Raw genomic sequence first — 25,814 nt, forward strand, 5'->3', positions numbered from 1 at the left:
CCTCGCGGGCCATCCAACACCAGTCGATCCGCCGACAGACAGGAAGCTAAGTACCGACCCCCGCCTCTGTCAACCGCATTGGATGCGCTGGCACATGGGCCCGTGCGGGGCCCCTTAAGCTAGATTGACGGCAGGAGGGAGGTGCGATCATGAACGACCCCGACGCTTCGGCGGAGCCCACGCTGGCCGACAAACTCAACCACCTGTTCCGCACGGTGGTTCCGGCCGGCCGGGAGCCGTACAGCACGGAAGAAGTGGCACGCGCGATCACCGCGGGAGGCGTCCCGATCTCCGGCAGCTACATCTGGCTGCTGCGCAAGGGTCAGCGAAACAATCCGACACTGCGGCATGTGGAGGCGCTGGCGAAGTTCTTCGGCGTGCCTCCGGCCTATTTCTTCGACGACCAGGTGACGGCGGCGGTCAATGCCGACCTGCGTCTCCTGGTGGCTCTCAAGGACACCCAGGTGCAGCGCGTCGCACTCCGCGCGGCCGGACTGTCCCCCGAGAGCCTGCACTCGATCAACGAAGTGATCGAGCGGGTCCGCGAGTTGGAAGGACTTCCCACGAACCGGACCCGTCCGCCCGACAGAAACCCCTAGCCACTACGGGGGACCCGTGAAATTCAAGAGGTTGCACCAGCGAAGTCTGGAGCTGGTTCGCGGCCTGGACATTCCATCGCCGTTCGACGTCTGGGAGCTTTCCCGGAGGGTGGCCGAACGGCATGGCCGACCGATTCATCTGGAGCCCGTCCGACTTCCCGTGGACGGGCCCTGCGGATTATGGATATCCGCACCGGATGTAGATTACATCTTTTACGAACACGACACCAGTCCGCTGCATCAGGAACACATCATCGCCCACGAGTTGGGTCACGTCGTCTGCGGCCACAAGGAAAACGCGGTCCTGGGTGAGGAAACGTCACGCCTCCTGCTGCCCACGCTGGATCCGGCCATGGTCCAGGGCGTGCTGCAGCGCACGTACTACACCTCGGCCGAAGAACAGGAGGCCGAGATGGTCGCTTCGCTGATCCTCCAGGAGGCCAACCGGCAACCGCTGGAACGCAACTGGTCCGTCCCCCGCGAGGCCGCGGAGACGGTCGAGCGGCTGGACCGGTCCCTGCGCGGCGCCTTTTCGGACGAGACGTGATCACTTTCCTGCACTCCCTCGGAGTCGTCGTCGCCTGGGCGGGCCTTTTCTACAAGCTGCGCGCGCTGCGGCAGAACCCCAGGGATCCCGCCCTGGCCGCGCTGTGCGCCGTCTTCGCGCTCTCGGGGATGAGCTTCTTCGTCTCCCTGCCCCCGGTGTGGGCACGCCTGGACGAACTCACCGGCATCCCGAACATCGCGGCACTCGTCGCGCAGAGCTGTGTGCTGTCACTGGTCGTCGGACAGCAGGTGGTCCTGACGTACTGGGCGCGCCCGCCCGAGCGGGCGCGCCGGCTGGTGCGCTGGCAGCTGACGTTCTGCGCCCTGTCCCTGGCCGCGCTCATCGCGCTCTTCTGTCTGCTCACCCCCACCGTGCAGCGGCTGAAGGGATTCACCCTCTACTACGTCCACGACCCCTACTACATCGCTTATCTCTCCCTGTACATCGGCGTCTATCTCATCGGCGAGGCCAATGTCTTCCGCGTCTGCTGGGGCTATTCCCGGGTGGCGGGGCGGACCTGGCTCCGCCGGGGGCTGCGGGTCATCGCCGTCGGCGCGTTCGTCACCCTCGGCTACGGCGCGGTCAGGGCCGGGAACATCCTGGGCACGGTCTTCGACTTCGACCTGAGCGCCTGGGAGGACGTGGCCTGGCTGTGCGGCGACCTCGGCTCCGCGGTCACCCTGGTGGGCTGGACGCTGCCGGGCTGGGGGCCGCGCGTGGCCGCCGCCGGCCACTGGATGACGGCCTACCGCCGCCACCGCCGGCTGTATCCGCTGTGGGCCGCCCTGCACGCGGCGGTGCCCACGATCGCCCTGGCCCCGGCCCGCGGCGCCTTCGCCGACCGGCTGGTGCTGCGGCAGATGGAGTTCCGCCTCTACCGCCGGGTCATCGAGATCCGGGACGGGCAGCTCGCCCTGCGCGCCCACCACGACCCGGCGGCGGCGGAACGGGCCCGGCACGAGGCCCTCGCCGCCGGAATGCCGGAGGACGACGTGCGCGCCCACGTCGAGGCGGTCCGCATCAGGTCGGCCCTGGCGAGCAAGGCCGAGGGCCGGGCGGCGGCCGCCGACGGCACGACGCCGGCCGACCCTCCCGTCGCCCGCAACGACCTGTCCGACGAGGCGGTGTGGCTGGTGCGCGTCGCCACCGCATTCGCCGCCCTGCCCGCGTCCGCGGCGCACAACGGCGGCGACGGAGCCGGAGCCGGCAGCGGCGACGACGGCGTTCAAGTGGAGGTGATGCGACGTCAGTCGGCCGACGGCGGTTGATAGCGTCCTGCGGTAAGCAGCAGTCGATACGGAAGGGCCACCGTGCCAGTACCAGTTGATGTGCACCACGAACTCGCCACCGCGCCCAACGGCAAGTTCATCGATGTCTACCGGCCCGGCACGCACCCGACGCCGCTGGCGACGGTGCTGCTCTGGCACGGCATCGGCCCCGACGAGCGGGACGTCCTGGAGCCGCTGGCACGGACGGTAGCCGGCCTGGGGGCGCTCGTCTTCGTCCCCGACTGGCGCTCCGACGCCCCCGACGGCGGCCGGGCGCACCTGCTGGCCTCGCTGGAGTACGCCCGTACGCACGCGGCCGCGCTGGGCGGCGACGCCGGGCGCATGGTCCTGGCCGGCTGGTCGGCGGGGGCCTCCGCGGCGATGGGCGTGGCCCTCAACCCGGCGGTGGCGGACGGCTGGCGGCCGGCGGCGGTCGTGGGCATCGCCTCGCGCTACGACCGCCCGGCGCGCACCACGGGCACTCCCCCGCTGGCCGACCTGGCGGTCGGCGGACCCTCCGATCCGCTGCCGGTCCCGGTCAGCCTGGTGCACGGCACGGCGGACGAGCTGATGGACACCACGTGCTCACGTGAGTTGCTGGAGTCCCTCATCGCGCACCGCTGGCCGGCGCGGCTGGAGGAGGTGCGGGCGAACCATGCGGGCGCCATCGGCGCGGAGTACGACCCGGCGCTGGACCGCTGCCGGGCGAGCGAGGACGAGCTGATCCGGGCGGCCGCCGAGCTGACGGCCCGTACGATCGCCGAGGCCGCCGGGGTCCCGGCGGCCTGAGGCGAAGGCCTTGAGCGGCGGGCGTCAGCCCGCCACGCGGTCCCCGCGCGAGAGGCCGGAGCCCTCGGGGACCGCGGCCGGGTCGCCGCCGAGGTGGGCCACGGCGTTGTGCTCGTCGACGAAGACGACGCGGGGCTCGAAGGTGCGGGCCTCGGCGTCGTCCATCGAGCCGTAGGCGATGACGATGACCAGGTCACCGGGGCTGATCAGGCGGGCGGCGGCGCCGTTGATGCCGATCACGCCGGTGCCCCGGGGGCCTTCGATGACGTAGGTCGACAGCCGGGCGCCGTTGTTGATGTCGACGATGTCGACCTTCTCGCCGGGCAGCAGGTCGGCGGCTTCCATCAGGTCCGCGTCGACGGTCAGCGATCCCACGTAGTGCAGGTCGGCCTGGGTCACGGTGGCGCGATGGATCTTGGACTTCATCATGGTGCGATACATGGTGTGGTCATTTTATGTGCCCGGCAGGGGTGAGCCCAGGGCGGTGCCCGGTGAGGTCGGGCACTACCGCCCGCCGGGCGACACCCGCGCGATGAGCAGGGCGACGTCGTCCTGGTCGTTGTCCGCGCGCAGCTCGCCCAGCAGCAGGTCGCAGGTGGACTCGAGGTCCAGGTCCCGCCCGTCGAGCAGGCGGAGGAGTTCCTCGAGGCGGGCGTCGATGGCCTCGTCGCGGGTCTCGACCAGGCCGTCGGTGTAGAGGACCAGCCGATCGCCCGGGGTGAGCGGCACCGCGACGCTCTCGAAGGGCACGCCGCCGACCCCCAGCGGGGCACCGGTGGGCAGGTCGACCAGCGCCGGGCGCGCTCCGGGACGTACCAGGACGGGCGGGAGGTGGCCGGCATTGGCGAAGCAGCAGCGGTCGCTGCCGGGGTCGTAGACGCCGTAGAGGCAGGTGGCGATCGTCTGGTCCAGGCCACTGGCGGTGCGGTCGAGGTGGCGCAGCACCTGGGCGGGGTCGAGGTCCAGGCCGGAGAGCGTGCGGGCGGCGGTGCGCAGCTGGCCCATGGCCGCGGCGGCGTTGATGCCGCTGCCCATGACGTCACCGACGACCAGGGCGCTGGTGTCGCCGGCCTGGGGGATGACGTCGAACCAGTCGCCGCCGACCTGGACGGCGGCGCCCGCGGGCTGGTAGCGGTAGGCGACTTCCAGCCCCACCAGGTTCTGGGGCGGCTTGGGCAGCAGGTCGCGCTGGAGGGTGAGGGCGGTGGCGCGCTCGCGCTGGTACCACCGGGCGTTGTCGATGCAGACCGCGGCGCGGGCGGCGAGCTCCCCGGCGAGGACGACGTCGTCCTCGCCGAAGGGCTCGGGGTTGCGGGTGCGCTTGAGGTCCAGGGCGCCCAGCACCTCGCCGCGGGCGATCAGCGGCACGGCCATGTAGGAGTGCAGCCCGGCGCGGCCCAGGAGCTCGGCCGCCGCCGCGTCGCGGGCGATGCGCGGCAGGTCCTCGGGGGTGACATGGGGCAGGTGGACGGGGTGGCCGGTGGTCACGCAGCGGGAGACGAGCCGGTCCGCGTCGTATTTGGCGATCTCCCCCGGCGGGTCGGCGGCGCGCACGGCGTCGGTGGCGTCGGCCGAGGCGACGGCCAGCGCCCGGAAGACGGCGGCGTGGTCGCCGGCCGGGGCGGAGTTGCCCTGCAGGGCGGTGTCGAGGACGTCGACGGCGGCCACGTCGGCGAGGACCGGGACGACGACCTCGGCCAGTTCCCGGGCGGTCTGGTCGAGGTCGAGGGTGGTGCCGATGAGTACGGAGGCGTCGGCGATCAGGGCCAGTCTGCGGCGTGCCTCGGTGACCGTGCGGTGCCGGTCGGTGACGTCGACGTCGGAGGTGGCCAGGCCCATGGGGCGGCCGGCGGGGTCCTCCAGCCGGTAGAAGGAGACCAGGCGGGCGCGCTCGCCGGCGGCCGGGTCGGCCGTGGGGCCGACGACGAACTGGTCCACCAGCGGGACACCGGTGGCCATGACCTCCCGCATGGAGTCCTCCATGGCCCGGGCGTCGCGGTCGCCCAGGAAGGACAGCGCCTCCCGGACCGGGCGCCTGAGGTAGGAGTGGGCGGGCCGGCCGTGGATGCGCTCGAGCGCGGGGTTGACCATGACGTAGCGCAGGCCGGCGTCCAGGACAGCCAGCCCGATCGGGGACTGGGCCACCAGGCGGAGGGAGAGGGCCAGGTCGCGCTCGACGTCGCGCACGATCTGCTGGTCGGTGGCCATGCCGAGGGCGTAGACGTCGCCGTCCTTGTCCTCCAGGCGCATGTTGCGGAACTCCAGCGGCCGCAGGCTGCCGTCCTTGTGCCGGGCGGGGAAGACCCCGGCCCACATGCCGCCGCCGCCCATGACCTTGGCGAAGAGCTCCAGGACCTCCTGCTGGTTGTCCTCGTCCACCAGCAGCCGGGCCGCGTAGTGGCCCAGCGCCTCGGGGGCGGTCCAGCCGAACAACTCCTCCGCCTGCGGGCTCCACAGCACGATCCGGCCGTCCTGGTCCAGCACCACGGCGGCCACCCTGAGCACGTCGAGCAGCCCGCCGGCCTCGTACGGGGCCGCCCTGACCCGGCCCGGGTCCGGCCGGAATGCGTCCGTGGTGCCCATTCGAGGTCCTCCCGCTCGGGGTGGTGCGGCGGCCTCGCGCCGGAACGTGCCGGTCCGGCTCCTCAGTGCCTTTCTCGCCCGTTACGCCGCAGCGTCTTCCATGTTCCCTCCGAACCCGCCCGGTGCGCAGCCCGCGGCGACGGTCCGAACGCCATTGGTGGTGTGATGCCGCCTCCCGCGCGCCCCCGAGGCGCGGGTCACTCGACCGGCGTGGCAGGGGGGAGGGACAGGGCGAACCAGACGGTCTTGCCGGTGCCGCCGCCCGTGGCGTGGTGACCCCACCGGGCGGCGATCTGCTCGACGAGCCACATGCCGCGGCCCCCCTCGCTGTCCGGGCCGGCCTCGGCGCACGCCGGCAGGCAGCCGCCGGCGTCGCTCACCTGGGCGACGAGCTGGTCCGCCGTCCGGCGCAGGACCAGCTCCACCTCGCCCGCGCCCTCCGGCACGTGCACCACGGCGTTGGTGACCAGCTCGGACAGCAGGAGGACGGCGTCTGCCACCAGGTCGTGGAGCCCCCATTCGGCCAGGAGGGCGCCGGCGAACCTGCGGGCGGCCGCCACGGAACGCGGCGAGGAGGGCAGCGTCACCGTCCCGGCGGCCGGGGGCGGACCCGGCGTCCGGGCCGGCCAGAGGCCGGGAGCGCTGTGCGAGCAGGAGAGCAGCCCCTGGCCCCATGGGCCGGGGAGCCGCCGTGGACCGGGGGCCCGGTCCGCGAGGGCATCGGAGGCGCTGGTGATGGCGTCGGCCGTATGCGTGGGACTCACGATGTCATGACTGAATGCAGGCATGTGGCTCTGGTGCGCTCGAGGGGGTGCGAAGGAATTCCGGCCGATCTCTCGTCCGGTCCGCCGGTGCGGTCGGCTCTCGTGCTGCCCGGTCCGCCGGTCTTCGCAAGGAATTCCCCCCACATTCGCTCGGTTTCCGCCACAGGTCTATACCCTATGAGTGACCCTTGATGCGCGCAGTGCGATATCCGCAGGTGACCGGGGGTGTGCTCGGCATAAAGTCGCTGTGAGCGACGCCACGATCCGGCCATGTCGCGGTGCGCGGGGGCGGCCCGCCGACCGCCCCCGCCCGGAGCCTCGCCGTCAGGTCTTCGGGCACTCCTTCCAGGCCAGGTGGTAGATGGTGTTGAGGCTGCCGTCGGTGGAGTCCATGGTCATGAAGCTGGTGGTTCTGTTGGGGTCGGAGGTGCCGGCGTTGACCCGCAGCTCGGTGTTGATGTTGAAGTTCCGCAGCTCGCCGCAGGGGTGCCAGACCAGCGCGGCGATCGGGACGCTGTCGGTGGCCTGCCAGTTGTCCGCGTAGTTGCCTCTGAAGGTGTGGCTGCTGGGGGTGGTGACCGGCGAGCCCTGGAAGTAGTACGACGCCTTCTCGGTGCCCGAGGCGCCGGGCTCGAGCTTGGCGTAGCCGCGGTAGTCGGCCGCGGCGATCGCGTAGGTGAAGCCCTGCGGCACGTGCACGTTCAGGTTCAGCTGGCAGTTCTTGCGGAAGTCGGTGGGCTTGGAGCCGACGCCCACCTGGGCGAGGTAGTCGCTGTAGGTGACGGTGAAGGCCGTGTTGTCGGGCGAGACCGCGACGGCGGCGGTCCCGGCCCGACAGCCCGAGCCGTTGACGGTGGCGACCTCGATGACGATCTTGTCCGGCGGCGGGTTGGTGATGACCGACGGGTTGTGCGTGGACAGCGGCGCGGCGAGCAACGCGGTGATCGCGCCTGCGGTGAGCAGTCCGGCGGGCATGGTGCTCCAATCGGTTGTCTACGGGCCTCGAGACCCGCGGGGAAAGACAAGGACACGTGGTCCCGCGCCCGTTGGCGACGGCTGTTCCCCCGAGCGGAAGGGGAGGGCGGCGGAACCGGCGGTGCCGGGCGAGCCGGGAGGGTCCGCGGGCGGCGGCCGTGGCCGCCGGCGACATGGTCATAGAGGGTCATGCCCATGCCAACCCAGGGGCTCCCCGCAGCCCGTGGGACTGGGAGCGTTCGCATGGTAGGCGGCGCGAGGGGGGTTGGCCAGACTGCGCGCCACGGGCCGCCGCGGGGGCCGTCGGCGGGCCTGGCCGGAACCCGCCGCCGGAACGTCAGGTTCAGTCGCGGCGCAGCAGGGCCTCGAACACCGGGTCCGGACGGTCCTCCCGCTCCCCGCCGCCGGGAAGGGCCCCGCCCTCAGCGGGCCTTGCGGACCGCCGTGTCGCGGAAGGCGCAGTAGGCGGCCGCCGGGTCCGTGTAGCGCCGCCAGGGCAGCGCCTCCACATGGCCGTCGACCATGCGGAACTGCTCGAGCGCCTCCGCGTGGCGCTTCTGCCGCACCAGGAAGTACGCCAGCAGATGGCGGACCTCCGCCAGCCGCAGGTGTGTGGGCGGCGCCATGGCGATGTCGGCGAGGACCGCGTCGACGTACGACGTCAGTCCCGCCTCGCGGTAGTCGGCCTCCGACGCGTCGTCGTCGTGGTGCTCGTACCACAGCACCAGCCGCAGCGCGGGCAGCAGCGTCCCGGGCGGGGCGGCGGCGATCGCGGGCTCCACGAACTCCCACGCCAGCGCCTCCGAGCCGCGCCACTTCTCGCACCAGTACTGCAGGGCGCTGTAGTGGGCCGCGTAGTGGTGGGGCGCCCGGGCGGTGAGCTCGGCCCACAGCTCGCGCATCGCCTCGTGCGAGTAGCCGAGGCCGAGCGCCGCCCAGACCTCGGTGATCCAGGGGGTCGGGTCCTCGGGGTTGAGGGCCTTGGCGCGTTCGATCTCGGCGCGGGAGCGCCGGAGCACCCGGTCGAAGCCCTCGAACTGCTCACGGCTGGTGCTGTCCGCCCGGGCGCCGCCGCGCACCTCCCAGGCGAGGAAGACGGTGGACTTCGCGCGCACGACCGCGGCGTCGGGGTCGTCGGGGCGCGCGGTCTCCCAGGCCGTCAGCCAGGCGTCGTCCTTGGCCGCCACGCCCGCGACCTCGCCGACGATCTCGGAGCGGCGCTCCCAGTTCCGGCCGGCGGCCGCGACGGCACGCGCGGCGGGTTCCCACTCGCCGGCCCGTACCGAGGCGCTCAGGGCGTCCAGTTCGGCGTCGCGCCGGGCGCGCTCGGTGTTCTGAGCGCTCTCCGGCAGGAAGCCGAGGGCGAAGGCGCCCTCGGAGAGCGCGGAGGGCGAGGCCGACCGGGTCCCGGCGGACGCGCCGCGGCGGGATCTGAACCAGAGGTACACGAGGAAGGCGATGACGAAGAGGGGCAGCAGGCGTCCCACAGGTGTTCCGTTCGTTTCTTCAGAAGGTGGCGGGGTGGAGCGCCCGGGGCAGCAGCAGCCGCAGCGGCCGCGTGTCCGGCGTGTCGGCGACCGCGGCCTCCAGGGCCTCGTTCAGCCGGTCCCCGTAGTCGTCCGACAGGTCGAGCCGGGCGCCGTCGGACCAGGACATCTCCCAGCGGGCCAGCCCGGCGTCGACGAGCTCCAGGATCACCAGCTCCGCCAGGCCGGACCGCAGCAGGGGGCGCAGGAACTCGCGTGCCGCCCGGCCGCTCGCCCGGCTCGCCTCCTCGGACTTGGGCAGCGCGTCGGCGACGCGCCACAGCGCCCCGCCGTCGGCCGCGTCCAGCAGCGCGCGCAGGGTGGCGTCGCCGCCGAGGACCTGCCGTACGGCCTCCCGCAGCGGTTCGGCGCCGGCGGCGCACTCGGCCCGCCGGCCCAGGTGGAGCAGTTCCGGCCAGTCCACGCGGCGCATGGCCAGCGACTCCGCGGTGAGCGTGACGTCCTCCAGCTCGCCGAGCACGCGCTCGGGCTCGCGCAGCAGCGCCATCGCCGGGCCGGAGGACGCCGGGTCGCCGCGCCCGTCGTCGGGCAGCGCCTCGATCAGGCGGATCCGTTCGGCGGTCGGCGGGTGGGCGTCGTAGGGGGAGGTCTCCTCCCGCGGCGGCTCGGCGCGCAGCCCGGCCAGTTCCTCCTGCCGTCCCGGCTCGGCGAGCAGCCGGGCCAGGCCGCCGTAGAACTGCCCGCGCGGCGGCATCAGTCCGGCCGCGAGGCCCGCCGTGGCGTAGGTGCGCAGGTAGAAGGCGTGCGCGGCGTCCAGGGCGGCGGTCTCGCGGAGGGCGGAGGCCGCGGCGTCGCGGCCGGCGATCCGCACGGACACGCGGTCGGCGGCCAGTTCCTGCCGCCGGGCGACGCTCTGGCTGGAGCGCAGGTAGAACTTCGCGTAGGCGACGAACACCTTGGCCGTCCGGCGGTGGCCGAACCCCGCGCCGGATGTGTCCACGGCCTTGGCCTTCCTGCCCTTGGCCACGGCCTTGACGGCCTTCTTCTCCTGCCGGGTCCGCTCCTTGTCCACCCGCCGGTCGGCCTGCTCGTGGTAGGCGCGCACGGTACGGGTGACGGCGAGCCGGCCGCGCCAGGTGATGGCGGACAGCCGGGTGTCGGCGTTGCCGTAGTGGCCGAACTCGTGGCCGAGGACGGCCATCAGCTGCGCCCGGGTGAGTCCGGCCAGGAGCGGGACGCCGAGACGGAGCCGGCGGCGGCCCGGCGTCAGGCCGAGCATCCGGGCGTCCTCGCTTACGGCGGCGTTGACGGCGCCGGTGAGCCGGATCTCGTCCGGGGCCCTCGTCCCGGCCGCCTCGGCCGCCTGCCGCACCACGGCCCACAGCTCCGGCTGGCTCGCCTTGCTGACCCGCAGTCCGTCCTGGCCGTCGTCCTGCGGGGGGCGGAGGAAGAACGACGCCCTGACGACCGGGAGCGCGAGCAGCGCAAGGATGAAGTCGATCTTCAGCGCGGCGACCCCGGGCGCCCAGTGGTGGACGGCGAGCGCGGTCCCGGCGAACACGCCGAGCACGAGGAGGCACAGCAGGTAGAAGCCGGCGAGCAGAAGAAGAGCGCGCGACGCACGCAGGAAAACGCCCATGGGGCAGGGGCCCTCGCAGGGTGAGGAGATGGGTCAAACAGGCAGTGAGCCGGGCAATCATGCAGTACGGGCGTTCGAGCCAGCAAGCTGATTACCTGTCGGACCGACGGGCCGTCACCCCGCCACAGAGTTGACACGCCCCTGTCAATATGTCGCGTCCCGTGGCACCCTGCTCACCGCACCCTCGCATCCGCTCCACTCGTCTGCCCGGACCGCCGCCACCGCGCGGTCCGGCCCCCACACGGCCGCGTGCGGTCCGCGCGGCCTCGGCAGAAGGAGTACGCGTGAGACGAACCCGCCGTACGATCGCCGGCGTCCTGCTGGCAGCCGGCGCCCTGGTCGCCGCGGGCGCCCAGGCCGTCCCGGCCGGCGCCGCCCCGGCCCCTCCCCCTCCCTCCTCACGGCCCACACCGCCGCCGCCTCGGCGACGGCCCAGCAGCGGGTCAGGGACTTCTGGACGCCCGAGCGGATGCGCTCGGCCACCCCGCTGGACCTCGTCACCGTCTCCGCCGGCGCGCCGTCGGCCCCCCGGTCCGCCGGCCGGGCGACGACCGTCGCGCCCACCGCGCCGAGCGCGCACGTCAGGTCCTTCCCCCAGGCGGGCGGGCCGTGGACCGGCGGCGGCGCGGTGGTGAAGACCTCGGGCCGGGTGTTCTTCAGCTTCCAGGGCCGCACCGCCTCCTGCTCGGCCGACGCGGTCACCAGCCGCAACGCCAGCACCGTCGTCACCGCCGGACACTGCGTCAAGTACCAGGGCAACTGGCACACCGACTGGACGTTCGCCCCCGGCTACCACGACGGTCAGGCGCCCTACGGCACCTGGTCCGCGACCAAGACCCTGTCCACGCCCCAGTGGGTGGCCAGCGAGGACATGAACTTCGACGTCGGCTTCGCCGTCGTCGGCCGGCTGGACGGCAAGAGCCTGACCGACGTGACCGGGGCGCAGGGCCTGTCCTTCAACGGCGGCTACAACAAGGCCATGTACGCCTTCGGCTTCCCCGCCGCCGCGCCGTACGACGGCACCAGGCTCATCCACTGCAGCGGGAACTCCTCCAAGGACTTCCTGCTCACCAAGGACCACGGCCTGGGCTGCAACATGACGGGCGGCTCCAGCGGCGGCCCGTGGTTCACCTCGTTCGACGAGGCCACCGGCACCGGCCTGCAGGCCTCGGTGAACAGCTTCGGCTACACCTTCCTGCCCAACAGGATGTTCGGCCCGTACTTCGGAGACGAGGTCAAGAGCGTCTACGACCAGGCGCAGGTCGCCTGACGACGCCCACCGCACGGCGATGCGGGACCCCGGGACGCCTCACGCCTCCGCGCGTCCCGGGGGCACGACCGCCGGGGAACTTCAGGTCCTGACGGACCGCAGGATGACGAACTTCGGGTCGGAGGCGACCACGTCGCAGTTGCCGAACAGCCGGCGCAGCTTGACGTGGTAGCCGAGGTGACGGTTGCCGATGACCCACAGCTCGCCGCCCGCGCGCAGCGCCCTGCGCGAGCCGGTGAACATCCGCCAGGCGGTGGCGTCCGTCGTGGCCTGGTGGGAGTGGAAGGGCGGGTTGTTCAGCACCAGGTCGACGCTGCCGGGCTCGACGGCCGACAGGGCGTCGCCCACCAGGAACTCGGCCGTCCGCTCAGGGCCGGCGTTCGCCCGGAACGTGGCCTCCGCGGAGGCCACCGCCTGGTAGGACTCGTCGATGAACACCGGCACGGCGGCGGGGTTGGCGAGGGCCGCGGCCGTGCCGACGACGCCGTTGCCGCAGCCCAGGTCGACGATCCGCTCGGCGCCCCGGCGGTGCGGGAGGTTGCGCAGGAGGAAGCGGGTGCCGATGTCCAGGCGCTCGGCGCAGAAGATGCCGGCGTGGTTGGTGACGGTCAGGCCCGAGCCGGCCCCGGCGTCGTCGGGCAGCCGGTAGGTGCGCGGCCAGGGGCTCGCCTCCCGCGCGAGGCCTGGGTCGGGCGTGCAGAAGATGAGCCGGGCCTTCTTCTTCGCCAGCGAGGTGCGGGTCGGGCCGAGGAGGCGCTCGAAGAGCCGCAGCGTCGAGGTGTGGATCTCGGTGACCCTGCCGGTGCCGATGACGACGGTGCCGGCGTGCACGGAGGGCGCCAGGCGGTGCAGCTGGTCCTCGAGGAGGGCCAGGCTCTTGGGCACGTGGACCAGCAGCACGTCGATGCGGGGCGGCGGGGTGTCGCGGGTGGACAGCAGCCGCACCGCCTCCGGGTCGGCGCCGTTGCGGGCCAGGTTGGCCCGGGTGGCCTCGCGGGCGAGGTAGGAGTCGGTGATCTGCGTGGGCCGGTGCGCGGCGAGCGCGGTGACGAGCGCCCCCCACCGGTCGCCCAGCACGACCACGGTGCCCGACAGGTCCACCGGTTCGCCGTCGGTCCCGGCGAGGTGCGCGAGCAGGTATTCGTCGGCGGCGTCCCAGGCGCGCAGCTGGTCGCGGGGGTCCTCGGGGAAGCGGGTGAGGGCGATCTCGCCGAAGGGCGTCGTCAGGCAGTTCATCGTGCCCTCAGGCTAACCGAGCCCCCCGCGCCCCTCGCACATCGCCGGGCGCCGCGGATCAGGCCGCGCCGCGGACCGCCCGGTGCACCGACGTCTTCATCGTCGTGACGAAGGCGTCGCGGGCGGCGGGGGCGAGGGCCTCCAGCGACAGGTAGGGGTTGAGGTCCTCGAGCTCGACCAGCAGCAGGGCGCCCTCCGGGGTGCGGCAGGCGTCCACGCGCTGGATGCCGTGCTCGATGTCGTTCCAGTCGACGAACCGCTGGGCGAAGGCCAGGTCCTGGGCGGTGGGCTCGTACGGCGCCAGCTCCCAGCGCCGGTCCGGGCGGGGGGCGTGGAGCGCGTACTGGAACGCGTGGTCGACGAAGTAGAACGACACCTCGTACCGGAAGTCGATGCGCGGCTGCACCAGGACGTCGTCGTACACCAGGTCCGCGAGCCGGTCACGGGAGACGAATTCCAGGCCGATGGAGTCCGCGCCGAGCCGGGGCTTGACGACGTACTCGGCCGCCTCCGGCAGCCTCTCGAGGTCCTGCGGGCGGCCGGCGGTCGGGATCACGGGGAAGCCGGCGGCGGTCAGGTCGAGGAGGTACTGCTTGCCGGCCATGTCGGCCTTGCCCGACAGCTGGTTGTACACCAGCACGCCGCGCTCGGCGGCGCGCTCGCGGAAGGCGTCGTAGGCGGCCTGGTAGTGCAGCACAGGGCCGCTGTTGCGGACCACGACGACGTCGAAGTCCTCCATCAGGGCCACGGCGTCCAGGGGGTGACAGAGCGCCACGTCGAAGTCCTCGCGGAGCCGGGAGCTCAGGTATATGTCCTCGTCGCAGTACCGGCGCCCCTTGGCCTCGAAGGCCAGGTCAGTGACGTACAGGACGCGGGACCGGGCGGTGCTCATGACTCTCTCCGGTGGATCGGTGGTCCCCCAAAACTACCTGCACCCGTCACGCACCGTGTCGTCGGGGCGTCCGGCGTCGTTGACCGCTGCGAGGGCCGCCGGCCCCGTCCGTTCGACGTCGAGACCAAGGATCCGTGATGCGACTGTTCCGCAACGCCGTTGTCACCGCCCTCGGGGGACTCCTCCTCGCCACCGCGCTGCCCACGGGCAGCGCGGCCGCCATGGACGGCGGATTCGCCTGGGTGGGCCCCAAGGGCAAGCCCTACTTCGTCCAGCAGCTGCCGCCGAACAAGTGCATGTCCATGGAGCAGGAGGCCCGCGGCGCGCAGAACTACATGAGCAAGCCGCTCGCCGTCTACTCGGAGAAGAACTGCAAGGGCAAGGAGCTGCGCCTCGGCCCCCGCAGGGAGGCCCCGAAGAACTTCCCCTTCAAGAGCCTGAGGTACGACCCGCGTTGACGCGGGACCGTTCGGCGGCCCGGCCCGGCGCGATGGGTTACGTGCCGGGCCGGGCCGCGTCCGGGCCTCGTACGACCGGGACTCACGCGGCCGGGACTCACGCGGCCGGGCCGGGGAGGCCGCCGGGTCAGGAGGCCGCGAGGGCGGCCAGACGCTGGTCGATCATGTCGGCGGTGGCGTGGCCGACGGCCAGGACGGCCGGCCCGCGCCGGGCGTCGACGGCGAGCAGGGTGGGGAAGCCCTCGACGCCCAGCCCGCGGGAGTGCCGGAAGTCCGCCGCGGCGGCGGCCCGGGCGGCCGGGGACGGGAAGGCGGTGACGACGGCGTCGGCGTCCAGCCCGGCCCGCTCGGCGATCACGCGGTACGTGGCGGGGTCCGACAGGCTCAGCCCGTCGCGGTAGAACGCCGTCTGCAGCGCCTCGGCCAGCTCCGCGGCCCGGGCGGGGGCGGCCTGCCGCAGGGCGGCCATGCCACGGGCGGCGGCCTCGGAGTCCATGACGAAGGAGCCGTCCGCGATCAGCCGGTCGTAGGCCGCGCCGAACTCCACGCCCGTCATCGCGGCGATCTTGGCGTTGGCGCCCTGGACGTAGCCGAACTCGCGGATCGGCACGCGGCGCGCCCCGGTGAAGAGGCCGCCGGAGACGACCTCCACGGGAAGGCCGGGGTGCCGGCGGGCGGTCTCGGCCAGCGTGGGGGCGAACCCGTACGACCAGCCGCAGTAGGCATCGAAGACGTAGACGAGCTTCATGGGGGGCGTCTCCTCCGGGAGCGGGGCGGTGCCCGCGGGGACGCGAGCAGTACATCTGACACAACAGTGTCTGCGGTGTCAGATATTTCCGGCGTCCGAAAGTTTTTCCTCCCGGAGGTCGCCGCCCCGGCCCGCGGGGTCCTACTTCAGCGTGTACTCGCAGGGCTTCGGCAGCGCGCCGTCCTGGTTGTCCGCGACCTTCTTCCCGTCGACGGTGATGACGCACGACGCGGCCTTGAGCATGCCGTCGGAGCCCTTGACGGAGCCGGGCGCCACGGAGACCAGGCTGCCGACCTTGATCTCGGCGCCCTTCAGGGTGACCTTGGCGGTCTTCTTCCACGGCAGGGACACCTGCTCGGCGCCGTTGTCGTCGCCCAGGTTGTAGTAGACCTGCGTCGAGCCCTCGCCGCCCGCCACCTCGATGGTGACCTCGCGCGTCGGGCCCACGGCCGGGCCGTCCGCCTTCGCGTCGCCCTTCGGCTTCGCGGACGGCGCGCCGGTGGCGGCGTTCTTCGCGCCGCCGTCCCCACCACCATCCCCGCTCTCGGCACCCCCGCCGCAGCCGGCGAGTAGGACGGCGGTCACGGCCAGGGCCATCGCGGTGGCTGACTTGCGCATGTTTCCCCTCACGAACGACAACCGGCCCGGATGATCGCCCGGGCCGACCGGGATCATAACGAGCCCGGGCCGTGCCCTCCCCATCCGGCACCGGCCGCCCCGCTCGGGCCCGGCGAACGGCGAGGGGTCGCGGCTCGTACGAGCCGCGACCCCTTTATGCCTTATCTCTCCGCGCTACGGACGGTCAGGCGGCGACCGCTCCGGCGGTCTCGGACCGGCGCGGTGCGGGGACCGGACGGTCCGCGGCCCCGGTCACGGGGTCCGGGCCCGGCAGCCCGTCCCGGTGGGCCCGGACGCCGGCGCGTACCGCCCAGAAGTAGAAGCCGACGGCCGACAGGGCGACCAGGGCGATGTCCACTCCGCCCGGGATCACGCCGTGGCCGCCGAACTCGGTGCTGCCGAGCGCGGACAGCAGCGCCAGCCACAGCAGGAAGGCGGGCATCCACCAGGCCGGGGCGAACTGCCGGCGCAGGCTCCCCGCGCCCCGGCGGCGCAGCACGAGCGCGGCGATGGGCACGGAGACCAGGGTGAGCAGGGCGACCTTGCCGGTGTTGGGCCACTTCGACCAGTACAGGGCGCAGGCGGCGAAGGCGAAGGTGATGGGGCAGAGGACCTTTGCGGCGGGCAGCCGGAAGGGGCGGGGCAGGTCCGGCTTGGTCCGGCGGAAGACGCCGACCGCGATCGGGCCCATGAGGTAGGAGACGACCATCGCGGCGGAGACGACGCTCGCCAGGGCCTCCCAGCTGTGGCCGACGGTCAGCAGCAGCAGGACGGAGAAGCCGAGGTTGAGCCACATGGCGGGGCGGGCGACGCCGTAGCGGGGGTGGACCTCGGCGATCTTCTTGGGGAAGAAGCCGGTCTCGGCGAGGTTCTGGGCCAGGTAGGCGGCCGAGGCGACGTTGCCGATGTTGGCGCCGTTCGGCGAGATGAAGGCGCCGAACTGGAGCATGGTGACGACCCAGTGCAGCATCAGCAGCTTGGCGAGGTCGGCGAAGGGCGAGGCGAAGTTCACTCCGCTCCAGCCGCCGGCCTCGGCGAGCCGCTCCGGCGGCACGGCGCCCAGGAAGGCGACCTGCAGAGCGAGGTAGATGACCAAGCCGAGGGAGAGCGCGCCGACGAGGGCGAGCGGGATGGCGCGGCCGGGGTTCTTGGCGGCGCCGCCGAGGTTGACGACGGCCTGGAAGCCGTTGAAGGCGAAGACGACGCCCGAGGCGCTGACGGCGGTGAGCACGGCGGACCAGCCGTTGGGGGCGAAGCCGCCGTGGGCGGTGAAGTTGCCGGTGTGGAAGCCGGAGGCGATGAGCGCGCCGACCGCGAGCACCGGGATGGCGAACTTGACCAGCGTCAGCAGGTTGTTGGCGCGCGCCAGCAGCTCGACCGACCGGTAGCAGGCCAGCCACAGGGCGACGGTCAGGAGCAGGGCCATGCCCATGCCGGTGCCGGTCAGCCGGCCGTCGGAGACCAGGTCGCGGGCCCAGCCGAAGCTCCACGAGGACATGTACTGCGTGCCGGCGATGGCCTCGATGGGGATCAGCGAGGCGGTCGCGATCCACACCGCCCAGCCGGTGATGAAGCCCAGCACCGGGCCGTGCGAGAGGGAACCGAAGCGGGCCATGGCCCCCGGCAGCGGGTAGGCGGCGCCGACCTCCGCGTACGACATGGCGATCATGCCGATGAAGACGGCGCCGATCACCCAGGCGACCAGCGCGGCGGGGCCGGCGACCTGGGCGGCCTGTCCCGCGCCGAACAGCCAGCCGGAGCCGAATATGGACCCCAGGCCGATCATGATCAAGGCGAAGAGGCTGAGGCCCTTCCGAGGGGCCGCGCTCAGATCCACGAGGTGTTTTCCGTTCTGTCTGGAGACCAAGACGGGAAGCCGTCGCCTGCCGGGCCGGGCGGAGGTCGACCGCCCGCAGGGCGCACCGGCACCGAACGCGTGGGTTTCGCCGGAAACGGCCGCCGGGAACGGACACCGGGCACGGCCGAGGACACAGGAGCGACGCCCGACATACTACGACAACCGCAGGTAACCCCCTGAACGGAGCCCTCCGTGACCGCCCGCCGCGCCCCGTGGCCCGCCGCGTCTTCCGGTATCAGCCGCGGGTCAGAGCGGTGTCAGAACAGGCTGGCAAGTTATCCCTTGTCAACGGCATGGGAGACCGAGCCGATGCCTCGGTCCACCATCGAGGCAGGGAGTTCCACTTGCGCACCGATTACAAGATCGTGATCATAGGCGCCGGCATGGCGGGGCTCGCCATGGCGGCACGTCTGAAGCTGTCCGGCGAGACCTCGTTCGTCGTCCTGGAGAAGGCCGACTCCATCGGAGGCACCTGGCGCGACAACACCTATCCCGGAGCCGCGTGCGACGTTCAGTCGCACCTGTACTGGTTCTCCTTCGGCGAGCAGCCGGACTGGAGCCGCGTCTATGCCACGCAGCCGGAGATCCTCCACAACATCGAGCTGTTCGCCGAGCACCACCACCTGCACGAGGACATCCGCTTCGGCACGGAGGTCACCACCGCCTCCTGGAGGGAGGAGGACCGCACCTGGGTGGTGCGCACCGGCACGGGGAGCGAGATCACCGCCGAGGTCCTGGTGACCGCCTGGGGGCAGCTCAACCAGCCCTCGTACGGCGAGATGGAGGGACGGGAGACCTTCACGGGCCTGTCCGTCCACACCGCCCGCTGGCCCGAGGACCTCGACCTGACGGGCAAGCGCGTCGCCTGCGTCGGCAGCGGCGCCAGCGCCGTGCAGCTCGTCCCCGCGATCGCCGGGCAGACGGAGCACCTGACCGTCTTCCAGCGGTCGCCCAACTACCTGCTGCCCCGGATGGACCGCGCCCTCGGCGACGAGGAGCGGCAGGACCTGCTGAACGACCCGGCCGGCTACACCTCGCTGCGCGACTCGCTCTACCACGAGCGCGACCGGTGGGCGGACGGGCTGTCCCTGGACAGCAACCCCGTCCGCGACGAGTTCCAGCAGATCTCGCTGAACCACCTCGAGCAGCAGGTCCCCGACCCGGAGCTGCGCGAACGCCTGCGGCCCACCTACGAGTTCGGCTGCAAGCGGGTCCTCATCACGGACGACTACTACCCCGCCCTGCTGCGCGACAACGTCGACCTGGTCGACACGGCCGTCGAGCGGATCGAGCCGGAGGGCGTACGGACCGCGGACGGGCGCCTGCACGAGGTCGACGTGATCGCCTACGCCACCGGCTTCAAGTCGCTGCTGGTGGCCGGCGGGGTGGAGATCGCCGGGCGCGGCGGTCGTTCGCTGCGCGACGCCTGGCAGCAAGGGCCGGAGGCGTACCTCGGCACGACCGTCAGCGGGTTCCCCAACATGTTCATGCTCTACGGGCCCAACACCAACCTCGGGCACCACTCCATCCTCTTCATGGTCGAGTCGCAGATCGACTACGCGGTCCGGGCGATCGAGGCGCTGGCGGAGCACTCCGCCGCCGCCTTCGACGTCCGCCCCGAGGTGATGGCGGAGCACAACGACAGGCTGCAGGAGCAGCTCACGCGGACGGCGTTCGCGGGCAGCTGCACCAGCTGGTACAAGACGCCCATGGGCAAGATCGTCAACAACTGGCCGGGCAGTATCGAGGACTACCGGCAGGCGACCAAGGACTTCACCGTCGCCGACTACGAGATCCTGCGCACGCCGTAGCGCGTACGGCGCCGACTCCCGCCCGGCGCACACGCGAAAGGCCCGGCCGCACCGAGGAGGTGCGGCCGGGCCTTTGTCGTGCGGGCCGGTCAGCCGGTCGCGGCCGCCCGGGCGAGCAGCTCCTCCCGTACGCCGCGCCGCAGGATCTTCCCGCTGGGGTTGCGCGGCAGCAGCTCCGCGAAGTCGTACGTCGTCGGGATCTTGAAGTCCGCGATCTGGCCCTTGAGGAAGACCAGCAGCTCCCGGACGGTCACCCGGGACTCGGGCGCGAGCACCAGCCGCGCGTGCACCGACTCGCCCCAGCGCTCGTGGGGCAGGCCGATCACCGCCGCCTCGGCCACGGCCGGGTGCCGGGTGAGGGCGTTCTCGATCTCGGTCGGATAGACGTTCTCGCCGGCCACGATGATCATGTCGTTGACGCGGTCGTTGACGTAGAGGTAGCCGTCCTCGTCGAGGTACCCGGCGTCGCCCATGTGGATCCAGCCGTCCACCACGGTCTTCGCGGTGGCCTCCGGCAGGCCCCAGTAGTCCACCATCCGGGCGGGCGTGCTGACGCAGATCTCCCCGGTCTCCCCGGGCGGCAGCTCCCGCCCCTCCCGGTCGACGATCTTCACCTTGATGCCCGGGTACGGCCGGCCCGCCGCCCGGAGCCGGGGGCTGCCGGGGACGTGGTCGGCGGGCGGCAGGCAGACCGCGAAGTTGCCGGTCTCGCTGCTTCCGTAGATCTGCAGGAAGTCGCAGTTCATCCGCTCCAGGCAGCGCGCCAGGAGGGTCTCGGTGATCGGCGAGCCGCCGTAGACCACCTTGCGCAGGGAGTTCAGGGCGCCCCGGGCCGCGGACGGCTCGGCGAGCATCATCTGCAGCATGGCCGGCGCCACGATGGCGGTGGTGATGGCCAGGCCCTCGATCAGGCGGACCGCGTCGGAGCTGATGAACATAGGCATGGAGACCACGGTGACGCCGGCGTTGAAGCCCTGCATGGCGTACGAGAGCCCGCCGATATGGAAGCCGGGCAGGCCGAGGAGGCTCTTGTCGCCCTCCTTCCAGTCGAGCCAGTCCAGGCCGTGGGAGTCCATGGCCTCGGCCACGTTGAAGAAGCTGCGGTGGGGCAGCACCACGCCCTTGGGCAGGCCGCTGGTGCCGCTGGTGTAGATCTGCGCGACGGGCGTCTCGTCGTCGCCGAAGGGGGCCAGGTCGTCGTCGGGGCACTCCGCCTTCCGGGCGGTCAGCCCGCCGGCGGCGGCCCCCGCCGGGCCGAACGGCACCAGGGCAGTCAGCCGGGGCAGCCGGTCCCTGACCTTCTCGGCGACCGGCAGGTGCTCCTCGTCGACCAGGAGCAGCTCGGTGCCGGAGTCGCGCAGGATGTGGTCGACCTCCTCCGCGGTCAGCCGCCAGTTGACCGGGACGAGCACCGCACCGATCTTGGCGCAGGCGAAGGCCGCCTCCCAGTACTCCTCCGACTCCTTGCCGAGGTAGGCCACGCGGGAGCCGGGGCCGATCCCGGCGGCGCGGAACGCGCGGGCCGTACGGTTGCTCTCCCGGTGCAGCCGCGCGTAGCTGACGACGCGGCCCTCGCAGATGACGGCCGCCTGGTCGGGCCGCACACCGGCCTGGTGCGCGATGACGCCGTCCAGCGTCCGCGGACGGGCTGGGTCCATGGGCATGTCCTTGTCCGTTCCGTTCGGTGGGGTGGCAGGGCCGGCGCCGCTCACGCCGCTTCCTCGAGGCCGGGGCCGAGCAGCCGGTCGATGTAGTCGGCCAGCAGGTTCACGCTGGGCTGGTCGAAGGCGATCGACACGGGCAGGGTGACCCGGAAGGTGGACTCCAGGGCGTTCTTCAGCTCCACCGCGTTGAGGGAGTCCAGGCCGAGGTCGGCGAGCTCGGCGTCGGGCTCCACGTCCTCGGCGGCGAACTGCAGCACGTCGGAGATCCGGCCGCGCACCGTCGCGTTGATGGCGTTCAGCCGCTCCTGTCCCGAGGCGGCCAGCAGCGTCGCCAGGTCGAGGGCCGCGTCGCCGCCCTCGGTGCCGGCGCCGTTCGTCCTCAGCTCGGTGTACAGGGCGTTCTCCGGCCTACGGGCGATGAAGCGCTCCCAGTCGCAGGCCCCGGCCATGATGTGGGCGCCCTCGCGCTCGAGCAGGGTGGGCAGCGCCTCCATGGCCTCGGCGGGCTCGAGGAACGTGATGCCCTGGCCCTCCCAGCTCCTGACCAGCGAGCTGCTGAGCTTGCGCGCCGGGTCCACGGCGGCCCAGGGGCCCCATCCGACGCTCAGCGAGGGCAGGCCCCGGGCGTCGCGCCAGGCCATCAGGTGGTCGAGGAAGGCGTTGCCGGCGCAGGAGTTGGTCTGCGTGGTGGCGCCCAGGACCGATGCCGCGGTGGAGTAGCCGACGAAGAAGTCCAGCTCCGGCATCGAGACGGTGGCCTCGTGCAGCAGCCAGGCGCCGAAGACCTTGGTCCGGAAGACGGTGTCGATGCTCTCCCAGGTCTGGTCCGCGACGGGGATGTCGGCGACCGTGCCGGCCGCGTGGACGATGCCGCCCACCGGGTGGCCGCCCTCGGCGAGCGCGGCGGTGACCCGTACGACGTCCTCGGCCGAGCCGATGTCGCAGCGCGGTGCCGTCACATGGACCCCCTCCCCCAGGTTCAGGGCGGCCAGTTCCTCGGCCGAGGCCCCGGTGCGGGTGAGGAGCGCCAGATGGCGGGCGCCGAGGCCGACGAGCCGCCGGGCCGTGGTCAGGCCCAGGGCGCCGAGGCCGCCGACGATGACGTAGGTGCGGTCGGGGCGGATGGTGACCGGCTTGTCGCGGCGCGGCCGTTCGCCCGGTTCGGCGCGGCGCAGGCGCCGTACCCAGCGCTCCTGGCCGCGGTGGGCGAGCTGGGCCTCGGCGTCGCCGGCCGACAGCCACTCGCCGACGAGCGCCTCGTGGCCGGTGCCGTCGGCCGGGAGGTCGACCAGGGTCACCTGGTAGCCCGGGCACTCGACCGCGAGCGCCCGTCCGAAGCCCCAGAGGGTGGACGCGGCGGGCACCCGGTCGCCGGGCGCGTCGCCGGGCAGCTGCTGGGCGCCCTCGGTGATCAGCCACAGGCGCTGGTTGCGGCCGAAGCGCACCTCGCCGAGCGTGCCCAGGACGTCCAGCAGCTCACGGTAGTTGGCCTCGCTCTCGACGCGCAGCCGCTCGGCCTCCGTGCCGCCGGGGCCGTCCGGGGCGCCGAGGTCGCCGCGCCAGAACCAGCAGAGGTCGGTGGGCGGTTCGTCGCGGAGCAGAGCGGCCAGGTCGCCGGCCGAGGCCGCGAAGGTCAGGCGCACGCCGGCGTCGGCGGCGCTCGCCACGAGGTGGGGGTACCGCTCGGCGGTGCCACCGAGCGCCAGCACGTGGCGCGGTCCGCGGCGGGTCTCCGGCAGCGGCTGCCGGTCCCAGTGCGCCTCGTAGAAGAGGTGGCGGTCCTTCTCCCGCTCGGCCTCCGGGGTGCGTTCGGCCCGCCAGGCCTCCTCGGCCTGCCGGCGCTGCGGCGTCGGCAGCCAGTACGGCTTGCGGTCGAAGGCGTACGCGGGCAGGTCGGCCTTACGGCCCGGGCGGCCCCGGTGGTAGCCGGTCCAGGAGACGGGCAGGCCCGCGGAGTACAGCTGGGCCAGCGACCGGCGGACGCGCTCCGCGTCCTGGTCGCCCCGGTAGGTGCTGCTCAGCCACAGGTGGCCCGGGTCGGCGGCGCAGTTGCGGGCGAGCGACGTCAGGGCGCCGGAGGGCCCGACCTCCACGAAGGCGTGGCGGCCGCGCTTCTCCACGGCCGCGATCCCGGCCTCGAAGTCGACCGGGGCGACCAGGTGGCGGACCCAGTAGTCGGGGGTGGCGATCTCCGCCGCCTTGGCGACCTGGCCGGTGACGTTGGAGACCAGCGTCATGTTCGGGGTCCGGAAGCTGATGGTCTCCAGGACCGCCCGGAAGTCGTCGAGGATCCCGGACAGCAGCGGCGAGTGGTACGGCACGGCCGACGGCAGGACGGTGAACTTGACGCCCTTCTCCGCGAGCACCTCGCCGAGCGCGGTGAGCGCGTCGCGGCCGCCGGACACCAGGCACTGGGTGGGGCCGTTGATCGCGCCGATGCCCAGGTCCGGGTACGGCTCGAGGAGCGGGGCGATGTCCCGGGCCGGGGCGCCCACGGCCGCCATTCCGCCGGGGACCGTCACCGACTGGCTCAGCCGTCCCCGCTCGGCCACCAGCCGGGCGGCGTCCTCGAGCGAGAACAGTCCGGCTACGGCTGCCGCGGCGACCTCGCCGAGGCTGTGGCCGATGAGCACGGAGGGCCGCAGTCCCCAGGAGAGCCACAGCTGGGCCAGGGCGTACTCCAGGCTGAACACGGCGGGCTGGGCGTAGCGGGCCTGGTCGATCAGGCCGGGCGCCTCGCCCTCGCCCTGGCTCTCGCCCCGACTCTCGCTCTCGCCGAGCATGAGGTCCTTGAGCGAGAGGCCGAGGAGGGGGGCGAAGAGGCGGTCGCACTCGTCCAGGGCGTCGCGGAAGACGGGGTACTGGCGGTAGAGGGCGGCGCCCATGCCGGCGTACTGCGAGCCCATGCCGGTGAACAGCAGCGCCACCTTGGGAACGCCGGTGGTCGCCTGGGCGTCCGCCTGCTCCAGGTGCTTGTCGAGCAGGCGGGTGATGTCGCGGTGCTCGCGGACGGGCGCGGCGATCCGGTACTTGAAGTGGGCGCGGCCGGTGTTGGCCGTGCGGCAGAGGTCGGCGACCGGCTGTCCCGGATCGAGCTCCAGGAACTCCTTGTAGCGTTCCGCCTGCGCGCGCAGCGACTTGCGGTTCTTGGCCGAGAGGGTGAAGACGCCGCCCTGGGGCTGCGTCGCGTCGGTCCCGGTGAGGGCCGGCGTCCCGGTGACCGCGGGGGCCTCGGCAGCGGCAGGGGTCTCGGCCGGGGCCTGCTCCACGACGACGCTCGCGAGCGTGCCCGTGACGCCGAAGCCGTTGACGAGCGCGCGCCGGGTCGTGGCGGCGGGCCAGGGGCGGGCCTCGGTGGGGATGGTGACCGGGGCGGTGGCCCAGGCGATGCGCCGCGAGGGGTTGACGAAGTTCAGGTGCGGGAAGATCGTGCCCTCGCGCAGCTGGAGGGCCGCCTTGATGATCCCGCCGACGCCGGCGGCGCCTTCCATGTGGCCGATGTTCGTCTTGAGGGAGCCGACCACCACAGGGGCGGACGGGCTGTGCGACTCGGCGAAGACGTCGCTGATGGCGCCCATCTCGGTCGGGTCGCCCAGGGCCGTGCCGGTGCCGTGGGCCTCGACGTACTGGATGTCGGCCGGCTCCAGGCGGGCGCTGGCGAGCGAGGCGCGCAGCACGGCCTCCTGGGCGGCGCCGTTGGGCGCGGCCAGTCCGGCGCTCTCGCCGTCCTGGCCCACCGCCGAACCGCTGATCACCGCGTGCACGGTGTCGCCGTCCCGGCGGGCGTCGGACAGCCGCTTGAGCACCAGCACGCCGCAGCCCTCGGCGCGGCCGTAGCCGTCGGCGCTGTCGTCGAACGACTTGCACTGCCCGTCGGGGGCGAGCATGTTGCCCGCCTGCAGGACGCTGTTGCCCAGGGCGTTGTGGATGACGTTCACGCCACCGCACAGGGCCAGACCGCACTCGCCGTTGCGCAGCGCCTGGACGGCCAGGTGGGCGGCCGCCAGCGACGAGGAGCAGGTGGTGTCGACGGTGAGGCAGGGGCCGCGCAGGCCGAGGAAGTACGACAGCCGGCCCGAGACGCCGCTGTGGCTCAGGCCCGGCGCGAGATAGCCGTCCACGTCGGCGGGGTCGAGGTCGGTGGCCTCGAAGATGTAGTCCAGCGTGGTCACGCCCATGAACACGCCGCTGGTGCTGTGGCGCAGGGCGGCCGGGTCCATGCCGGCGTGCTCCAGCGCCTCCCAGGCCGTCTCCAGGGCCAGGCGCTGGTGGGGGTCGATGTAGACGGCTTCCTTGGGCGAGATGTTGAAGAAGGCGGCGTCGAACCGGTCGATGCCGTCGAGGAAGCCGCCGACCGGCCGGTCACGGTCCGAGGCGCCGCCGGGGTCCGGGTCGAGGTGCCTGCGGTCGTCGGGCAACGGCCGGATGCCGGACTTCCCCGCGCGCAGGAATTCGGTGAAACCGGGGACGTCGGTGTTTCCCCCAGGAAAGCGCAAGCCCATCCCCACAATGGCGATGGGCTCGTACTTCTCGCGCATCAGTTCACCGATGAGCTCATCTTTCCTGTGAATCTCCTCGAGGGCCTTCCGAAGCTCTTCCCGGGTTGAT

20 protein-coding genes are annotated in these 25,814 nt (G+C 72.8%); 7 read left to right on the top strand and 13 right to left on the bottom strand.

Going from position 1 to position 25,814, the window contains the following annotated elements; all coding sequences use genetic code 11:
* Positions 1-149 precede the first annotated feature (149 nt).
* The 4 genes from J1792_RS27010 to J1792_RS27025 are packed head-to-tail and all read left to right on the top strand — an operon-like array spanning position 150 to position 3,203.
* On the top strand, positions 150-599 hold the full coding sequence (locus tag J1792_RS27010; RefSeq protein ID WP_086575009.1) for a helix-turn-helix domain-containing protein: 450 nt from the start codon (positions 150-152) through the stop codon (positions 597-599).
* Between the two features lie 16 nt (positions 600-615).
* The gene (locus tag J1792_RS27015; protein ID WP_086575007.1) at positions 616-1,146 is read left to right on the top strand and encodes a M48 family metalloprotease; all 531 of its coding nucleotides are present in this window, start codon (positions 616-618) and stop codon (positions 1,144-1,146) included.
* On the top strand, positions 1,143-2,414 hold the full coding sequence (locus J1792_RS27020) for an MAB_1171c family putative transporter (RefSeq protein ID WP_207248379.1): 1,272 nt from the start codon (positions 1,143-1,145) through the stop codon (positions 2,412-2,414). The genes J1792_RS27015 and J1792_RS27020 overlap by 4 nt, the downstream gene beginning before the upstream one ends.
* Positions 2,415-2,456: 42 nt before the next feature.
* Positions 2,457-3,203, top strand: a complete 747-nt coding sequence (locus tag J1792_RS27025) for an alpha/beta hydrolase (protein ID WP_242646621.1) — start codon at positions 2,457-2,459, stop codon at positions 3,201-3,203.
* A gap of 24 nt (positions 3,204-3,227) precedes the next feature.
* Here J1792_RS27025 and panD read toward each other — a convergent pair whose 3' ends face one another.
* From panD to J1792_RS27055, 6 genes are all read right to left on the bottom strand, one after another.
* The gene (gene panD / locus J1792_RS27030; RefSeq protein ID WP_086575001.1) at positions 3,228-3,644 is read right to left on the bottom strand and encodes an aspartate 1-decarboxylase; all 417 of its coding nucleotides are present in this window, start codon (positions 3,642-3,644) and stop codon (positions 3,228-3,230) included.
* Between the two features lie 63 nt (positions 3,645-3,707).
* Positions 3,708-5,786: a SpoIIE family protein phosphatase gene (locus tag J1792_RS27035; protein ID WP_207248380.1), complete on the bottom strand. Its 2,079-nt coding sequence runs from the start codon at positions 5,784-5,786 to the stop codon at positions 3,708-3,710.
* 197 nt (positions 5,787-5,983) lie between these two features.
* The gene (locus tag J1792_RS27040; protein WP_179198972.1) at positions 5,984-6,550 is read right to left on the bottom strand and encodes an ATP-binding protein; all 567 of its coding nucleotides are present in this window, start codon (positions 6,548-6,550) and stop codon (positions 5,984-5,986) included.
* Positions 6,551-6,874: 324 nt separating this feature from the next.
* Positions 6,875-7,525 (bottom strand): DUF4360 domain-containing protein, encoded by a 651-nt coding sequence (locus J1792_RS27045; RefSeq protein ID WP_086571887.1) that lies wholly within the window; start codon positions 7,523-7,525, stop codon positions 6,875-6,877.
* 422 nt (positions 7,526-7,947) lie between these two features.
* Entirely contained in the window at positions 7,948-9,012 is a 1,065-nt protein-coding gene (locus J1792_RS27050) for a hypothetical protein (protein ID WP_207248381.1), read from the bottom strand.
* Positions 9,013-9,031: 19 nt separating this feature from the next.
* Complete coding sequence (locus J1792_RS27055; protein WP_207248382.1) at positions 9,032-10,651, bottom strand: M48 family metalloprotease; 1,620 nt, start codon at positions 10,649-10,651, stop codon at positions 9,032-9,034.
* 469 nt (positions 10,652-11,120) lie between these two features.
* On the opposite strand from J1792_RS27055, the gene J1792_RS27060 reads away from it, so the two are divergent.
* Complete coding sequence (locus J1792_RS27060; protein ID WP_372446183.1) at positions 11,121-11,921, top strand: trypsin-like serine peptidase; 801 nt, start codon at positions 11,121-11,123, stop codon at positions 11,919-11,921.
* An 81-nt stretch (positions 11,922-12,002) separates the two neighbouring features.
* Here J1792_RS27060 and J1792_RS27065 read toward each other — a convergent pair whose 3' ends face one another.
* Positions 12,003-13,157, bottom strand: coding sequence for a methyltransferase (locus J1792_RS27065; RefSeq protein WP_179198971.1), 1,155 nt, complete (start codon positions 13,155-13,157; stop codon positions 12,003-12,005).
* A 58-nt stretch (positions 13,158-13,215) separates the two neighbouring features.
* Positions 13,216-14,049: an ATP-grasp domain-containing protein gene (locus J1792_RS27070; RefSeq protein ID WP_207248383.1), complete on the bottom strand. Its 834-nt coding sequence runs from the start codon at positions 14,047-14,049 to the stop codon at positions 13,216-13,218.
* A 137-nt stretch (positions 14,050-14,186) separates the two neighbouring features.
* On the opposite strand from J1792_RS27070, the gene J1792_RS27075 reads away from it, so the two are divergent.
* Complete coding sequence (locus J1792_RS27075; RefSeq protein WP_242646622.1) at positions 14,187-14,507, top strand: hypothetical protein; 321 nt, start codon at positions 14,187-14,189, stop codon at positions 14,505-14,507.
* 127 nt (positions 14,508-14,634) lie between these two features.
* Here J1792_RS27075 and J1792_RS27080 read toward each other — a convergent pair whose 3' ends face one another.
* The 3 genes from J1792_RS27080 to J1792_RS27090 all read right to left on the bottom strand — a co-directional run bounded on the left by J1792_RS27080 (position 14,635) and on the right by J1792_RS27090 (position 17,710).
* A complete protein-coding gene (locus tag J1792_RS27080) occupies positions 14,635-15,255 on the bottom strand; it encodes a DsbA family protein (RefSeq protein ID WP_086571875.1) in 621 nt (206 codons plus the stop codon).
* 141 nt (positions 15,256-15,396) lie between these two features.
* Positions 15,397-15,873: a hypothetical protein gene (locus J1792_RS27085; protein ID WP_143587733.1), complete on the bottom strand. Its 477-nt coding sequence runs from the start codon at positions 15,871-15,873 to the stop codon at positions 15,397-15,399.
* Positions 15,874-16,057: 184 nt separating this feature from the next.
* Entirely contained in the window at positions 16,058-17,710 is a 1,653-nt protein-coding gene (locus tag J1792_RS27090; RefSeq protein ID WP_207248384.1) for an APC family permease, read from the bottom strand.
* Between the two features lie 365 nt (positions 17,711-18,075).
* Between J1792_RS27090 and J1792_RS27095 the strand changes: the two genes are divergently transcribed.
* Positions 18,076-19,542: a flavin-containing monooxygenase gene (locus J1792_RS27095; RefSeq protein WP_207248385.1), complete on the top strand. Its 1,467-nt coding sequence runs from the start codon at positions 18,076-18,078 to the stop codon at positions 19,540-19,542.
* A gap of 89 nt (positions 19,543-19,631) precedes the next feature.
* On the opposite strand, the gene J1792_RS27100 is transcribed toward J1792_RS27095, so the two are convergent.
* A complete protein-coding gene (locus J1792_RS27100) occupies positions 19,632-21,200 on the bottom strand; it encodes a long-chain-fatty-acid--CoA ligase (protein ID WP_242646623.1) in 1,569 nt (522 codons plus the stop codon).
* A gap of 50 nt (positions 21,201-21,250) precedes the next feature.
* Complete coding sequence (locus tag J1792_RS27105) at positions 21,251-25,744, bottom strand: type I polyketide synthase (RefSeq protein ID WP_207248386.1); 4,494 nt, start codon at positions 25,742-25,744, stop codon at positions 21,251-21,253.
* Positions 25,745-25,814 lie beyond the last annotated feature (70 nt).

This window comes from Streptomyces triculaminicus, assembly GCF_017349075.1.
GTDB lineage: Bacteria > Actinomycetota > Actinomycetes > Streptomycetales > Streptomycetaceae > Streptomyces > Streptomyces triculaminicus.

Coding starts and splice junctions, on each gene's coding strand:
- J1792_RS27010 (WP_086575009.1), top strand. CDS start 150: ATGAACGACCCCGACGCTTCGGCGGAGCCCACGCTGGCCGACAAACTC.
- panD (WP_086575001.1), bottom strand. CDS start 3,644: ATGTATCGCACCATGATGAAGTCCAAGATCCATCGCGCCACCGTGACC.
- J1792_RS27035 (WP_207248380.1), bottom strand. CDS start 5,786: ATGGGCACCACGGACGCATTCCGGCCGGACCCGGGCCGGGTCAGGGCG.
- J1792_RS27045 (WP_086571887.1), bottom strand. CDS start 7,525: ATGCCCGCCGGACTGCTCACCGCAGGCGCGATCACCGCGTTGCTCGCC.
- J1792_RS27055 (WP_207248382.1), bottom strand. CDS start 10,651: ATGGGCGTTTTCCTGCGTGCGTCGCGCGCTCTTCTTCTGCTCGCCGGC.
- J1792_RS27060 (WP_372446183.1), top strand. CDS start 11,121: ATGCGCTCGGCCACCCCGCTGGACCTCGTCACCGTCTCCGCCGGCGCG.
- J1792_RS27065 (WP_179198971.1), bottom strand. CDS start 13,157: ATGAACTGCCTGACGACGCCCTTCGGCGAGATCGCCCTCACCCGCTTC.
- J1792_RS27070 (WP_207248383.1), bottom strand. CDS start 14,049: ATGAGCACCGCCCGGTCCCGCGTCCTGTACGTCACTGACCTGGCCTTC.
- J1792_RS27075 (WP_242646622.1), top strand. CDS start 14,187: ATGCGACTGTTCCGCAACGCCGTTGTCACCGCCCTCGGGGGACTCCTC.
- J1792_RS27080 (WP_086571875.1), bottom strand. CDS start 15,255: ATGAAGCTCGTCTACGTCTTCGATGCCTACTGCGGCTGGTCGTACGGG.
- J1792_RS27085 (WP_143587733.1), bottom strand. CDS start 15,873: ATGCGCAAGTCAGCCACCGCGATGGCCCTGGCCGTGACCGCCGTCCTA.
- J1792_RS27100 (WP_242646623.1), bottom strand. CDS start 21,200: ATGGACCCAGCCCGTCCGCGGACGCTGGACGGCGTCATCGCGCACCAG.
- J1792_RS27105 (WP_207248386.1), bottom strand. CDS start 25,744: ATGCGCGAGAAGTACGAGCCCATCGCCATTGTGGGGATGGGCTTGCGC.